The sequence below is a fragment of the Bacillota bacterium genome, from assembly GCA_024653485.1.
GTDB lineage: Bacteria > Bacillota > SHA-98 > UBA4971 > UBA4971 > UBA6256.
On record JANLFY010000004.1, the window covers coordinates 219,050 to 231,900 of the forward strand.

General features: G+C 62.7%; 11 protein-coding genes and 1 tRNA gene. 11 read left to right on the forward strand and 1 reads right to left on the reverse strand.

What is annotated here, in order from left to right; translation table 11 throughout:
* The first annotated feature begins 77 nt into the window (after positions 1-77).
* The 11 genes from glmS (at position 78) to NUW12_04895 (ending at position 12,004) form a co-directional block, all read left to right on the forward strand.
* A complete protein-coding gene (glmS, locus tag NUW12_04845) occupies positions 78-1,910 on the forward strand; it encodes a glutamine--fructose-6-phosphate transaminase (isomerizing) (protein ID MCR4402099.1) in 1,833 nt (610 codons plus the stop codon).
* Between the two features lie 47 nt (positions 1,911-1,957).
* Positions 1,958-2,563 carry a holo-ACP synthase gene (gene acpS / locus NUW12_04850; protein MCR4402100.1) on the forward strand — a complete coding sequence of 202 codons (606 nt, stop codon included), beginning with the start codon at positions 1,958-1,960 and terminating at the stop codon, positions 2,561-2,563.
* Complete coding sequence (locus NUW12_04855) at positions 2,553-4,160, forward strand: NAD(P)H-hydrate dehydratase (GenBank protein ID MCR4402101.1); 1,608 nt, start codon at positions 2,553-2,555, stop codon at positions 4,158-4,160. The genes acpS and NUW12_04855 overlap by 11 nt, the downstream gene beginning before the upstream one ends.
* Complete coding sequence (gene alr, locus NUW12_04860) at positions 4,123-5,271, forward strand: alanine racemase (protein MCR4402102.1); 1,149 nt, start codon at positions 4,123-4,125, stop codon at positions 5,269-5,271. The genes NUW12_04855 and alr overlap by 38 nt, the downstream gene beginning before the upstream one ends.
* Positions 5,272-5,319: 48 nt before the next feature.
* Complete coding sequence (lpdA, locus tag NUW12_04865; GenBank protein MCR4402103.1) at positions 5,320-6,714, forward strand: dihydrolipoyl dehydrogenase; 1,395 nt, start codon at positions 5,320-5,322, stop codon at positions 6,712-6,714.
* 562 nt (positions 6,715-7,276) lie between these two features.
* Positions 7,277-7,615: a hypothetical protein gene (locus NUW12_04870; protein ID MCR4402104.1), complete on the forward strand. Its 339-nt coding sequence runs from the start codon at positions 7,277-7,279 to the stop codon at positions 7,613-7,615.
* A 110-nt stretch (positions 7,616-7,725) separates the two neighbouring features.
* Positions 7,726-8,988, forward strand: coding sequence for an ABC transporter substrate-binding protein (locus NUW12_04875; protein ID MCR4402105.1), 1,263 nt, complete (start codon positions 7,726-7,728; stop codon positions 8,986-8,988).
* Positions 8,989-9,204: 216 nt separating this feature from the next.
* The gene (locus NUW12_04880; GenBank protein MCR4402106.1) at positions 9,205-10,293 is read left to right on the forward strand and encodes a sugar ABC transporter permease; all 1,089 of its coding nucleotides are present in this window, start codon (positions 9,205-9,207) and stop codon (positions 10,291-10,293) included.
* Between the two features lie 7 nt (positions 10,294-10,300).
* Positions 10,301-11,128, forward strand: coding sequence for a carbohydrate ABC transporter permease (locus tag NUW12_04885; GenBank protein MCR4402107.1), 828 nt, complete (start codon positions 10,301-10,303; stop codon positions 11,126-11,128).
* A gap of 253 nt (positions 11,129-11,381) precedes the next feature.
* A tRNA-His gene (locus tag NUW12_04890) sits at positions 11,382-11,457 on the forward strand.
* A gap of 118 nt (positions 11,458-11,575) precedes the next feature.
* Complete coding sequence (locus tag NUW12_04895; protein ID MCR4402108.1) at positions 11,576-12,004, forward strand: hypothetical protein; 429 nt, start codon at positions 11,576-11,578, stop codon at positions 12,002-12,004.
* A gap of 171 nt (positions 12,005-12,175) precedes the next feature.
* On the opposite strand, the gene NUW12_04900 is transcribed toward NUW12_04895, so the two are convergent.
* A complete protein-coding gene (locus tag NUW12_04900) occupies positions 12,176-12,319 on the reverse strand; it encodes a hypothetical protein (protein MCR4402109.1) in 144 nt (47 codons plus the stop codon).
* Between the last annotated feature and the right edge of the window lie 532 nt (positions 12,320-12,851).

A 12,851-nucleotide genomic window follows, 5' to 3' on the forward strand; every position in this document is an offset into this window, starting at 1 on the left:
GAGGGACATCGGGTTTCGGGAGGGCCGCAGAGAGCGGCAGCGACTGATCGTTTGAGCCACTCGAAAGGAGCAAGACCATGTGTGGAATAGTCGGGTACATCGGGCCGCGCCAGGCAACACCCATCTTGATCGACAGCCTGAAGAAACTCGAGTATAGGGGGTACGATTCCGCGGGCGTCGCCGTGCTGGGAAATGCGGCGATCGAGGTCAGGAAGACCGAGGGCAGGCTGGCGAAGTTGGAGGCTCAGCTGAACAGGGAAGCTCCAGTCGGGTGCGTCGGGATCGGCCATACTCGTTGGGCGACTCACGGGAGGCCTTCCGATGTGAACGCCCATCCCCACAGCGACTGCAAGGGGCAGCTTGCCGTGGTCCACAACGGCATCATCGAGAACTATCTGGCCCTGAGGGATTGGCTCGAGGCTAGAGGGCACGTGTTCAAGTCGGAGACAGACACCGAGGTGCTGCCGCATCTCATCGAGGAGCACTACGATGGGGATCTCGCAGGTGCGGTTCGGCAGGCGCTGTCTCGCGCCCGAGGGTCGTTTGCCATAGCCGTGATATCGCGGCGCGATCCCGACAGAATAGTCGCCGCCCGGAAGGACAGCCCGCTCATCATAGGTTTGGGAAAGGGTGAGAACTTCCTTGCGTCGGACATACCCGCGGTCATGGCGGCGACCAGGGAGATTCTCGTTATGGAAGACGGGGAGGTGGCGGTCATCACGCGAGACAGCGCCACCGTATACGACTCACAAGGGCGCGCGGTGCGAAAGCAGATCGTCCACGTCAATTGGGACCCCGTGATGGCCGAGAAAGGCGGATACGAGCACTTCATGCTCAAGGAGATCCACGAGCAACCCAGGGCCATCCGCGACACGCTCACCGGGCGGATAGACAGGGACGCCAAGACCGTGAGCCTTCACGAGGTGCCAATCACCGCCTCGGAGCTCGACAGCATCGAGAGAGTGTTCATCGTCGCGTGCGGAACGGCCTACCATGCGGGGCTCGTGGGCAAAGCGCTCATAGAACGGCTCGTGAAGATACCTGTGGAGGCTGACGTCGCGAGCGAGTTCCGGTACAGGGATCCCATGGTTTCACCGAAGACTCTTACCGTAGTGGTGAGCCAGTCGGGAGAAACCGCCGACACGCTCGCAGCGCTCAGAGAGGCGAAGAGACGGGGTTCCCGGGTCGTCGCGATCACCAACGTAGTGGGAAGCTCGGTGGCGCGGGAAGCCGACGACGTGCTCTACACCTGGGCAGGACCGGAGATCGCAGTCGCGTCAACGAAAGCATACATCACGCAACTTGTGGCGCTCGCTCTTATCGCAGTGGGGCTGGGAAGGCGCAGGGGCACCATGGGTGCCGAGGAGGAGCAGGAGATCGTCCGCGACATGGAGAAGCTTCCCATGTACGCCGAAGAGATCCTTCTAGGGCAGGACAGCGTCGTGCGTGACCTCGCGCAGCAGCTGCACAGGGCGGAGCAGATGTTCTTCATCGGCAGGGGCTTGGACTACGCGGTCTCCATGGAGGGGAGCCTCAAGCTAAAAGAGATCTCTTACATTAACGCCCAGGCGTACCCGGCGGGCGAACTGAAGCACGGCACGCTCGCTCTCGTGGTCAAGGGCGTGCCCGTCATCGCCCTCGCGACACAGCGCGAGGTGTACGAGAAGATGCTGAGCAACATCAAAGAAGTGAAAGCACGGGAAGCCACCGTTGTCGCCCTCGCCTTCGAGGGAGATGATGAGATCGGCAAGTACGTGGACCACGTCATCCGTATCCCAAGGGCCAACCTGTGCCTCGCGCCCGTGCTGGCGGTCATCCCACTGCAGCTCCTTGCGTACTATGCGGCGGTGGCGCGGGGATGTGACGTAGACAAACCCAGGAACCTCGCGAAGAGCGTGACAGTGGAATGAGGCGCGTGGGGGACCGACACCGGCGTCCGGACGAGGCGGAGGGACCGATGACCGATCCGGCGAATGAAACGCGGGACGAGGAAGACCCGCGCCGGACGGCACCGGCGCGAGCCGGGGAAGCAGGCAGCGGGTGCGGCAGCAGCCGCATCCCGACAACGGGAGACGACGACGCTTCCCCGGTAGGTGGCCTTGGCTCGCCAATGGTGAGGTGGGGCTCCGGTAGCGGCGCTGGCCTGGGAAGAGGCGTGCCCGGCGTGACGGGCGTGGGCGTGGACATCGTTGAGGTGGCCCGCATCCGCGAACTCGCAGAGCGCAAAGGCGATCGCCTTGAGGGTCGGGTCTTTACGTCCGAGGAGATGGGAGCTTCGGCGGGAGGCCGGTACGACAAGCTCGCCGGACGCTTCGCAGCCAAGGAGGCGGTGGCCAAGGCCCTAGGCACGGGGATAAGCGGGTTTCGGTGGACTGACATCGCTATCGTGGAGGGGCCCGGAGGCAGGCCGTGCGTTCATCTCACGGGCGGAGCGGCCGAAGAGGCCGCTCGACGCGGTGTCCTCAGGGTTGAGGTGAGCATCGCCCACACTCGCGACACTGCCATAGCATTCGCAGTCGCCATCGGGCTCGGAGGTGGGGAGTTTGAAGGTCGTGACGTCTGATGGGATGCGCGAGATCGACAGGAAGGCCATCGAAGAGGTGGGCATTCCCGGCACGGTGCTCATGGAGAACGCCGGACGGGCGGTGGCCGATGCGGTCAAGCGGCTTCTCGAGGGCACGCCGGGGCGCCGTGTGTGCATCGTTGCCGGCAAGGGGAACAACGGCGGAGATGGGTTCGTAGCTGCGCGCCATCTCGTGAACTCCCAGGTGCGGGTGAAGACCTTCCTTGTCGGAAAGGCCGATGAGGTGGGCGGAGACGCCAAGGTCAACTTGGACGTTCTGAGGCGCATGGGAGTCGACGTGGAGGAGATCGGCCCGGACGACGTGCACAGGGTGAGAGTCGCCGCGTCGGTATCGGACGTGGTCGTAGACGCGATATTCGGAACGGGCTTCAAGGGCGAGCCTGGTGGGTACGTCGCCCAAGTGATCGATGCGATCAACGAGTCCGGGCGGCCGGTGGTGGCGGTGGACGTGCCATCAGGTCTGGACGCGAGCACCGGCAAGGTGTCCGCCAGCTGCGTCAAGGCAAGATGCACGGTGACCTTCGGACTACCCAAGATCGGGCTCCTTCTCTACCCGGGCGCGTCCTATGCAGGAGAGCTCGTGGTGGCGGACATAGGCATCCCTAGGACCTTCCTTGCAGACGAACGGCTCAAACTGAACCTTTCCACGGCCGACGACGTGAGGCGATGCCTTCCTGTGCGCGACCCCGATTCTCACAAGGGCAGCTTCGGCAAGGTGCTTGTCGTCGCCGGATCTCAAGGAATGGCGGGAGCGGCCACGCTCACCAGCCTCGCGGCCCTCAGATCTGGTGCGGGCCTGGTTACGCTGGCGGTCCCAAAGAGCTTGCAGGATATCGTGCACTCGAGGTTCACAGAGGTCATCACCCGTGCTCTACCCGAGACGGAGTCCGGAAGCGTGTCCCTGCAGGCGCAGGCTCTCCTTGACGGCATTCTGAGAGGAGTCGAGGCGCTCGCCATAGGTCCTGGCCTTTCGATGCACAGCGAGACCGCCCAACTCGTGCGAAACGTGGTCATGACGACCTCGGTGCCTGCTGTCATAGATGCGGACGGGCTCAACGCCGTGGCTCAAGACCCGGGGACATTGAGGACGTCCAAGGCTCCCGTCGTACTCACCCCGCATCCTGGGGAAATGGCGAGGCTGACCGGTCTTTCAGTGCACGAGATCAAGAGAGACCGCCTTGCGGTCGCCATGAAGGCGGCGGCTCAATGGGGCAAGGTGGTGGTCCTGAAGGGAGCGCGGACCGTGATAGCGGATCCTTCGGGAGAAGCGTACATCAACCCGACCGGCAACTCGGGCATGGCCACGGCAGGAAGCGGTGACGTCCTCACCGGGCTCATCGCTGGTCTTCTCGCACAAGGCATGAGTGCGCTGGCCGCGGCGGTGCTTGGAACGTACGTGCACGGGTTGGCCGGCGACATCGCGGCTGCGAGGCGCGGCGAGATGGGTATGATCGCTGGAGACATCCTGGAGTGCGTGCCCGAGGCGCTGGCCAGGCTTGCGGGCTTCAAAGGCCTGGTAGGCGAGAGGGGTGAGGGGGATGTGGGAGGGCCAGCAAGACAGACCTACCGTTGCTGAAATAGACTTAGCGAACATCAGTCGCAACATTGGGGCCATCCGGCGGAGAGTCGGCCCTGGGCCGGAGATCATGGCTGTGGTGAAGGCCGACGCCTACGGCCACGGAGCCGTTCCGGTGGCGACCACAGCGCTCACGAGCGGAGCTACGTGGCTTGGGGTCGCCCTAGTCGAGGAAGGTGTGGTCCTCCGTAAGAGCGGAATCATAGCCCCAATTCTCGTCTTCGGGCAGCTCTTTCCGAACCAGGCGCGGCGGGCTCTTCACTACAGCCTTTCCTGCACGGTGAGTACATACGAGTTCGCCGAAGCGCTGTCTGTGGCTGCGACGCAGGAAGGCAAGAAAGGGAAATGCCACGTCAAGGTCGACACGGGGATGGGACGCGTCGGTGTTCCTGCGCGACAAGCCGCGGGGTTCGTCCGCCGCGTGGCGATGCTTCCCAACATCGAAGTCGAAGGGATATACACTCACTTCGCCTGTGCGGATGCAGAAGACAAGACTTTCGCCCACGAGCAGCTGTCTCGATTCATGGATGTGATAGAGGCGCTGCACTCCGCGGGGGTGCAGATCCAGTTTCGCCACGCTGCGAACAGCGCGGCTTGCGTGGACATTCCCGAAGCCTGGCTCGACATGGTCAGGCCGGGGATTCTGATGTACGGCCTCTCGCCGTTCAGCACGGAGAGGTTTCAAAAGGTAAAGAGGGACCTTGACATCCGTCCGGCCTTGTGTCTCAAGACACGAGTGAGCTTTCTGAAGAGGGTGAGTGCAGGCACCCCCGTGAGCTACGGGTCGACCTATGTTACCAAGAAAGACACGGTGATTGCCACGCTCCCTGTGGGCTATGCCGACGGCTATGCGCGGGGCTTGTCCAACCGCGGCGAGGTGCTGATACGGGGGAGAAGGCTTCCAGTAGTCGGACGCGTGTGCATGGATCAGTGCATGGTGGACGTGGGGAGCCTAGAGGTGGAGGTGGGCGACGAGGTGGTCCTCATAGGGAGGCAGGGGGACCAGGAGATCTCGGTTGAAGAGGTTGCGGACAAACTGGGGACCATCAGCTACGAAGTCGTGTGTGGCATAGGCAAGCGCGTGCCGCGGATATACTCATCGCAAGCATAGTGCACAGGTCCAGCTGGAAGACAGCTGCCGGGAAAGAGGTGTCGCGGGTTGGCCGAGTTCGATGTGGTGGTGATAGGGGGAGGCCCCGGCGGGTACGTTGCGGCCATTAGAGCAGCGCAGCTCGGGCGCTCAGTGTGCCTCGTGGAGAAGGAGAACCTTGGCGGGACCTGCCTGAACCGGGGTTGCATCCCGACAAAGGCGCTCGTGGCGAGCACACAGGCTCTCGATATGGCGAGGCGCCTTGCCGATTACGGTGTGGAGGCAGGCGCCGCTGGGGAGGTGCGGGCGAGCTTCGACAAGATGGTGGCGCGCAAGAACCAGGTCGTGGCGAGGCTTCGCGCCGGAATAGGCTTCCTTCTGAAGAAGAACAAGGTCAGCGTCATCGCGGGCACCGGCAGGATGACCGGCCCGGGCCGCGTTCAAGTGGAGACGGACGACGCGCAAGGGCAGGTGGAGGTGAGGGCGCGCGACACGATCATCGCGACAGGCTCTAGACCGGTGATATTCCCGTCGTTCGGGCACGACGGCCACACCATAGTCACGAGCGACGAAGCCCTCGACTTTCAGGACGTGCCCGAGAGCCTGCTCATCGTTGGCGGGGGTGTGATAGGGTGCGAGTTCGCCTTCATCTTCTCGAGCCTGGGAAGCAAGGTCACAGTTGTAGACATAATGCCGTCCGTGCTGCCCATGGAAGACCCAGATGCGGCAGCCGCCGTGGCAGCTTCCTTGAAGAAGCGAGGGGTAGCGGTACGGACAGGCGTGAAGATTGAGAGGATGGCTGTGGAGAGAGGCGAAGCCGTGGCCAGCCTCGACTCTGGTGAGCAGCTCACGGCGTCGAGAGCTTTGCTCTCGATCGGAAGGAGACCGAACTCGGAAGGGCTCGGCCTGGAGAATGCCGGCGTTCAGGTGGGGAAGAAGGGAGAGATCGTGGTGGACGACGGCATGTCGACGAACGTGCCGGGCATATACGCCATCGGAGACGTGGTCGGAAAGGTCATGCTGGCGCATGCGGCCTCGGCGCAGGGGATCGTGGCGGCTCACAACATAGCCGGCGGGAAGAGGCGCATGTCGTACGACGCCGTGCCGAGCGCCATTTTCACCTCGCCCGAGGTGGCGAGCGTGGGGCTGAACGAGCGACAGGCGAGGGAAAAGGGCTTCGACGTCAAGGTCGGAAAGTTTCCGTTCTCAGCGAGCGGCAAAGCCCTTGCCATGGGCGAAGCGGAAGGGTTCGTGAAGATTGTGGCGGACGGAGGCACTGACAAGCTCCTCGGGGTTCACATCGTGGGTCCGCACGCCACGGAGCTGATTGCGGAGCCTGCGGCGGCGGTGAGGATGGGAGTGACCGTAGAGGAGTTCTCACGGTCGATACACGCACACCCAACGCTTGCGGAGGCGATAGGTGAAGCCGCCGAGGCGGTCCACAGGATGGCGATCCATGTGTGATGTAACGTGGCATAATGCCATGTGTGTAACCCCATGACAGAACCTCATCATCCCCTTTCACGGAGGCCGACCGGGAAGACTGCGATGAGGAACAGGTAGACTTCCCAATCAACAGAACACGGTTCGCAAAGTTCTCTAGTACACGGCGGACGCCAGAGGAGCCTGCGGGGCAGGCGCCTCCGTGGTCGGCTTCTCTGTCCACGAGCATATCTACGTCGATAATCTGTGCCCAACGGAAATAGCCTTCCTGGCCGAAGGATAGCGGGGTGCGGCACGTGACTGCCCTGAGTTCCCTGTCACAGTCCGGCGCGGTCGACCGCGCCTGCGCGGCAGGGCACTCTTCTTTCGCAACGGTGTGCGGGTGGGCTACCTTCCTCAGGACGCAAGCTGTTCCCCTGAGGCGACGGTCGGAACCGAACTGACCGAGGGCATGCTCCGTACGTTTCCCGCTTCAGCCCAAGCCTGGATGGCTCACCGGCGCAGCGCCACCGATGCCTCACGTTCAAAGGGGCTCGCGTTGCCGACAATTGTGGCGGTGCGCGGCGCTGCCAGGAGGAGTTCTTTGAGCGATGTAGAAAGTACCGCCGGAACAGGGGGAAGGCTTCTCAGCGAGGGAGGACTTCCTCATCGAGGAAATGTGAGGAAAGACGAGGCTCGAGCGGGGAAGAGCGCCGCTCGGAGCACGGCTGAAGAGTCTGCGGCGGCTCACTTAGTTCACAGCATAAATGAAGCTGTCCTCGCATTGCTGGGTTTGGTCAGGCTGGGCGTGCGTGACCTCGACGTGAGCGGCGACGCCGCGGTGGCGGCGTGCGATCTGGGACGTCCCCGCGAGCCATGCCGAGACAAGGAAGGAGGTGGTGTCGGCCGCGGGCGACGCCGCGGTCGGACCTTGGCGGAGTGAGCCCAGTGGCTCCAATGATCCGCGAGATTCGTTGGCTTCGATTGTGGTGAAGTCGCTAGAGTGTGGAGGGAGACTTGCTCCCGGATATCATTAGATCAGGAGGGATAGAGATGAGGACTTCGAAGTGGCTGGCTGTCCTGGTAGTCTGCGTAACCCTGCTCGCTTGCCTGGGCACCGCGGCGACCTCAGCTCCTCTCAGCGGCAGCCTCGAGATCTTTTCCTGGTGGGCTGGAGATGAGGGCCCCGCGTTGGAGGCGCTCATCAAGCTTTACGAGAGGCAGTATCCTGGCGTTCAGGTCATCAACTCCACAGTCACGGGCGGAGCCGGAGTGAACGCGAAGGCCGTGCTCAAGACCCGCATGTTGGGCGGAGAGCCGCCGGACACCTTCCAGGTGCACGCGGGCCAGGAACTCATCGGCACGTGGGTCGTGGCCGGGCGTATGGAGGACCTGAGCGGGCTCTATGCAAGCGAAGGCTGGAAGACCGCATTCCCTGAGGGACTGCTGAAGCTGCTCAGCACCGACAAGGGTATATGGTCTGTGCCTGTCAACATTCATAGGTCCAACGTGCTCTGGTACGTGCCGGGTAACCTCCAGAAGTGGGGCGTCAACGTGCCGACCACTTGGGATGACTTCCTCGCCATCGCGCCGACCCTCAAGGCAAAGGGCATAGTGCCTCTCTCTTTGGGCGAGAACTGGACTGTCACCCATCTCTGGGAGAGCGTCGCCCTCGCCTGCCTGGGCAAGGACAAATGGGAGGCGTTGTGGCAGGGTAAGCTTTCGTGGAAGAGCCCCGACGTCGTGAACGTTTGGAGAGTCTTCGGGAAGGTGCTCGAGTTCACGAACCAGGACGCTCCGTCCCTGTCTTGGCAGCAGGCCACCGACATGGTGGTGAAGGGACAGGCCGCGTTCAACGTCATGGGCGACTGGGCGGCGGGGTACATGTTCACCACCCTCAAACTTCAGCCCGGAAAGGATTTCGGTTGGGCGCCTGCACCAGGCACGGCGGGTGTGTTCATGATGCTTTCCGATTCCTTCGGGCTGCCGGTGGGAGCGCCGCATCGTGAGAACACCTTGGCGTGGCTCAAGATGCTCGGCAGCAAGGAGGCCCAAGACACGTTCAACCCGCTCAAGGGGTCCATAAGTGCTCGAGTGGACAGCGACTTGTCCAAGTACAACGCCTACCTCCAGAGCGCAGCGAAAGACTGGAGGACAAACGCCATCGCGGGCAGCCTCGCACACGGCGTGGTGGCCAACGAGCGGTTCATGAATGACTTCGCGACGGTCATGGAGATCTTCCTGAGCAGCCGCAACCCGGAGGCGGCGGCGAACGCTGCTCAGGCTGTAGCCATCCAGGCCGGCATAGCTCGTTAGGGGACCGGGCGACAGAGGGCCTGCCGCGAGGCGTCTTAGGTACGCCGAAAAGCACCTTCCGAGCGTCGTGGGGGCGGCGGCGGGCCCTCGACCAAGGCCCCGGGGACGCCGAGCTCGGCGTTCCGACTACACTACGCGTTGAGACGTTGAGGCACACGCTCCCGGTCCGGGATCGAAAGGGGTGAGTGGCAGGTGCGGTCCAGGCGCGACCACGTCATGGCCCTGATTGTCGTTTTGCCTTCCCTTATCCTGCTCGCAGTGTTCGTATATGGCTTCATCGCTCAGACCGTGTACATCTCGCTTACCGACTGGGGACAGGGGGCCGCCCTGGCACTCAAACCCGATACTCGCTTCGTCGGTGCTTACAACTACCGGGAGATGTTCACCGGGTTTCTCAATGTGCGGTTTCGACAGGACCTCGTGAACATGGTCTTTTTCACTGTCCTCTTCGTCGCCGCATCGCTCGGATTAGGCCTCATGCTGGCGACCATCCTCGACCAGCGTATCCGAGGCGAGGCGTTCTTCCGCACGGTCTTCCTGTTTCCGATGTCGCTTTCGTTCATCGTCACAGGCACGATCTGGCGATGGCTTCTTCAACCCCGTGGCGGCGTGAACGTGCTCCCTTCGTACGTGGGCTTGCCGCCCGCAAGTTTCCTGTGGCTCAGCAGCCGCGATCAAGCCCTCCGTTTTAACTGGCAGGCCCTGCCGATTTTCGCGGTGGCGGTCGCGGCGGCGGCGTTCATCACCTGGGCAGCGTGGTTGGCGGCCAGACGGCGCCTCCGTGCGGCCGCCTTGGCGGGCTTACCAGGCGTTGTGCTGATGGCATGGTCGGCTGCGGGGGGATTGGCGCGCCTCGAGATCCTCCCGTTCGAGGAGCCTCACGGCTTCAACCTCGCCCTCATCGGGGTGGTCATAGCCGCGACGTGGCAGATGTCGGGGTACACTATGGCGCTGTACCTCGCCGGACTTCGCACGATCCCGGACGAGCTGCGCGAGGCGGCGCGCGTGGACGGCGCGAGTCCCCTTCAGGTATACAGGTACGTGGAGCTCCCGCTCTTGACTCCGATCACGTGGAGCGCCGTAATAGTCCTCGGGCACATCGCGCTGAAGATCTTCGATCTCGTCTTTGCGATGGCGGGACCGGACAACGCTCCCACGAGCGTCCCAGCGATTCTCATGTTCCTGACGACGTTTCGCGGGAATGAGCTCGCGAAGGGAGCCTCCATCGCTGTCGTCTTGCTTGTCATGGTGTCGTTCTTGATAATCCCGTATCTCGTCGCGACCTTCCGGGGAAGGAGGGCTTGAGCGGGCCATGTATCAGCACGGTGCGGGCAGGACAGGGTGGGTCATGCAGGCTCTTGTCATCCTTCTTGCAGTGGTGTACCTAATCCCGGTTTACCTTACGATCATCACGAGTCTGAAGGCACCGGCCGACATAAACCTGATGACGGCGTGGGTGCCCCCGGCGCGTCCATATTGGGCTAGTTACACGACGGCTCTCGCGAAGTTCGCCCCCTCGCTCAAGAACAGTGTCTTGCTTGCCGTGAGCGCTACCCTCCTCTCGGCCGCGCTCGGCTCCGTCAACGGATACGTGCTGTGCAAGTGGAGATTCCCCGGCGCCCGCTTTGTGTTGCCGCTCGTGGTTTTCGGCATGTTCATACCATACCAAAGCATCCTGGTTCCCTTGTTCCAGTTCATGCGCGGGATAGGCCTGTACGGAGGCCTTCCCGGTCTGGTGCTCGTCCACGTAGTCTACGGCTTGCCCATCACTACGCTTCTCTTCCGCAGTTTCTACGAGGAGATCCCCGACGAGCTCCTTGGAGCCGCTTTCATCGATGGCGCGGACTTCTTCCGCATATACCGGTGGCTGATCCTCCCGCTCTCCGGTCCGCCGTTCCTGGTGGTCGCCATCTGGCAGTTCACGCAGATTTGGAACGAGTTCCTCTTCGCAGTGACGTTGGCTAGGCCGGCGTCCCAGCCGATCACCGTGGCTCTGGCGAACCTGGCGGGCGGGCAGGCTGTGTCGTGGAACCTGCCCATGGCGGGGTCGGTGCTCGCGGCCCTGCCTACGGTAGTGGTGTACGTGCTCCTCGGCCGCTATTTCATCAGGGGACTGCTCGCAGGCGCGCTCAAGGGATGAACGCGTGGCGCCACGCGAACGTGAGGCGCTGTCCCTGGGCAGCGGGATTGCCCGGCCCTTGGCGGGTGGGCGGTCGGGAGAGCGGGTGCTTGGAGGGAAGTGCCGTGCTCTTGACGCCGCAGGGGTTCTGTGATATCCTCTGAGTGGCCCTCGCGGGAGAACGAACACCGGTATCAACAACTCTGGTCGTCGCCGCGAGTCATCATTGCAACGGCCTGACGGGTGCGTGCCGGAGCTGAACAGGAATATTGTGGTGGATGTAGCTCAATGGTGAGAGCGCTGGACTGTGGCTCCAGAGGCTGTGGGTTCGAATCCCATCATCCACCCCATTTCATTGTTACATAGCCTATACGCTGGGAAGGCGAACGAAGACGAACGCGGGCACCGGTTGGTTTGGTCCAATCGCTGCCCGTTTTGTCTTCCACTCCGTTTCACGCGCTGACCTCGGTGAGCGGGACCAACACCGCGAGGCACGGCGAGAGGACAAGGACACGGCACCCGCCCGGATACGAATTCCCCGGGCGCCAAGAGGTCAAGGACGCGATAGCGTACTTGCGATTCCTCCGCAACCCCGCTGACGGTCGCAGCTTCCGACGCATCCTGCAGCGCCCACCGTGCAGTATCGGTAACCGCGCCACTTCCCGGGTCCCCGCCGCCGAAGGGATCGGTATTGGGCTTGTCGACACGGTCTCTCCGTCCGCTCTGAAGACGGCGGACCCCTTCGGCAAGTTCCTCCGCGCGCTCGGACAAGGCGCTATAACGGTGTTCGACACTGAGATGATCGGGCATAAGCCGGACAGAGGGATAGACCTCAACCCGAGTCGTTGCTTCGACTGCCTTCGCCACATCCCTGACTCGTGGCTAGAGGACGGTTGAACGGAGCTCTTGAGGTAGCTCCGTGGGCCTCCCCTTGCTAGGCACGCCGGCACATCTCACGCCGTGCCCTCTGCATGCCACATCCACCGGACTCCCCGTGACACGTCATTGGGGCACCCATGAACAGCTGCCACGAGGCAGCTTGCATGAACCCGTGTTCGGGAATCCTAGCTAGCCCGCGAAGCGGACGATCAAAGCCACGAGGACGGCAGTGGCGAGAACGCTGATGCAGCTCACGAGCCAGGAGTCGATGCGGCCCGGGTTTATCTGGCGCTCCCGACGCCACCAACGCCTTGTCCTTCGGACGACTTCCATTCCATCTCACCTCAGCTGCTCTGCGCTCTTCTCCCTGAGCTGAATGATCGGGACGAAAAAACCGCACCACATACCACAACAGGCTGGTGGTCGGTCTCGCTACTCGCTCCCACAGCTCCAAGCGACCGCTCACAGAGCTGCGATCCTCGCTCCCCCGCTCCTGTTTCCAATCCAGAAACATGTGTCAAATGATGTCGAATATCTGTATTTTGTCCACTGCCAGCAGATTTGAGTTGCTGAGAGTATTTCGCCGCCATTCTCAGAGATCCTTCTATCGTGGACTGTATTCTCACAGTAATTGCGCCAGCTCTCAACCAAGCCAATTGCGTTCCCACGACGCCGCTAAGTCTCCGGGCGGCCAATTCTCCCCACGGACGAGGAGGCATCAGTGGATCGCTGAGGCGGGCGGGCCTCACGCTGCCGTGGGACTCCCGGTCGTCGCGGTCGCCGACCTCCGCTATCCCGGTCGGCGTCGGCTGTCAACGGACTGTGATTTTGTCACCCCAAAACACATTCATCTGGACTGAGAAAA

What these genes read in the sequence shown, in the direction of transcription:
- glmS (MCR4402099.1), top strand. Translation starts at nt 78, where the DNA reads ATGTGTGGAATAGTCGGGTACATCGGGCCGCGCCAGGCAACACCCATC.
- acpS (MCR4402100.1), top strand. Translation starts at nt 1,958, where the DNA reads ATGACCGATCCGGCGAATGAAACGCGGGACGAGGAAGACCCGCGCCGG.
- alr (MCR4402102.1), top strand. Translation starts at nt 4,123, where the DNA reads ATGTGGGAGGGCCAGCAAGACAGACCTACCGTTGCTGAAATAGACTTA.
- NUW12_04875 (MCR4402105.1), top strand. Translation starts at nt 7,726, where the DNA reads ATGAGGACTTCGAAGTGGCTGGCTGTCCTGGTAGTCTGCGTAACCCTG.
- NUW12_04880 (MCR4402106.1), top strand. Translation starts at nt 9,205, where the DNA reads ATGGCCCTGATTGTCGTTTTGCCTTCCCTTATCCTGCTCGCAGTGTTC.
- NUW12_04885 (MCR4402107.1), top strand. Translation starts at nt 10,301, where the DNA reads ATGTATCAGCACGGTGCGGGCAGGACAGGGTGGGTCATGCAGGCTCTT.
- NUW12_04900 (MCR4402109.1), bottom strand. Translation starts at nt 12,319, where the DNA reads ATGGAAGTCGTCCGAAGGACAAGGCGTTGGTGGCGTCGGGAGCGCCAG.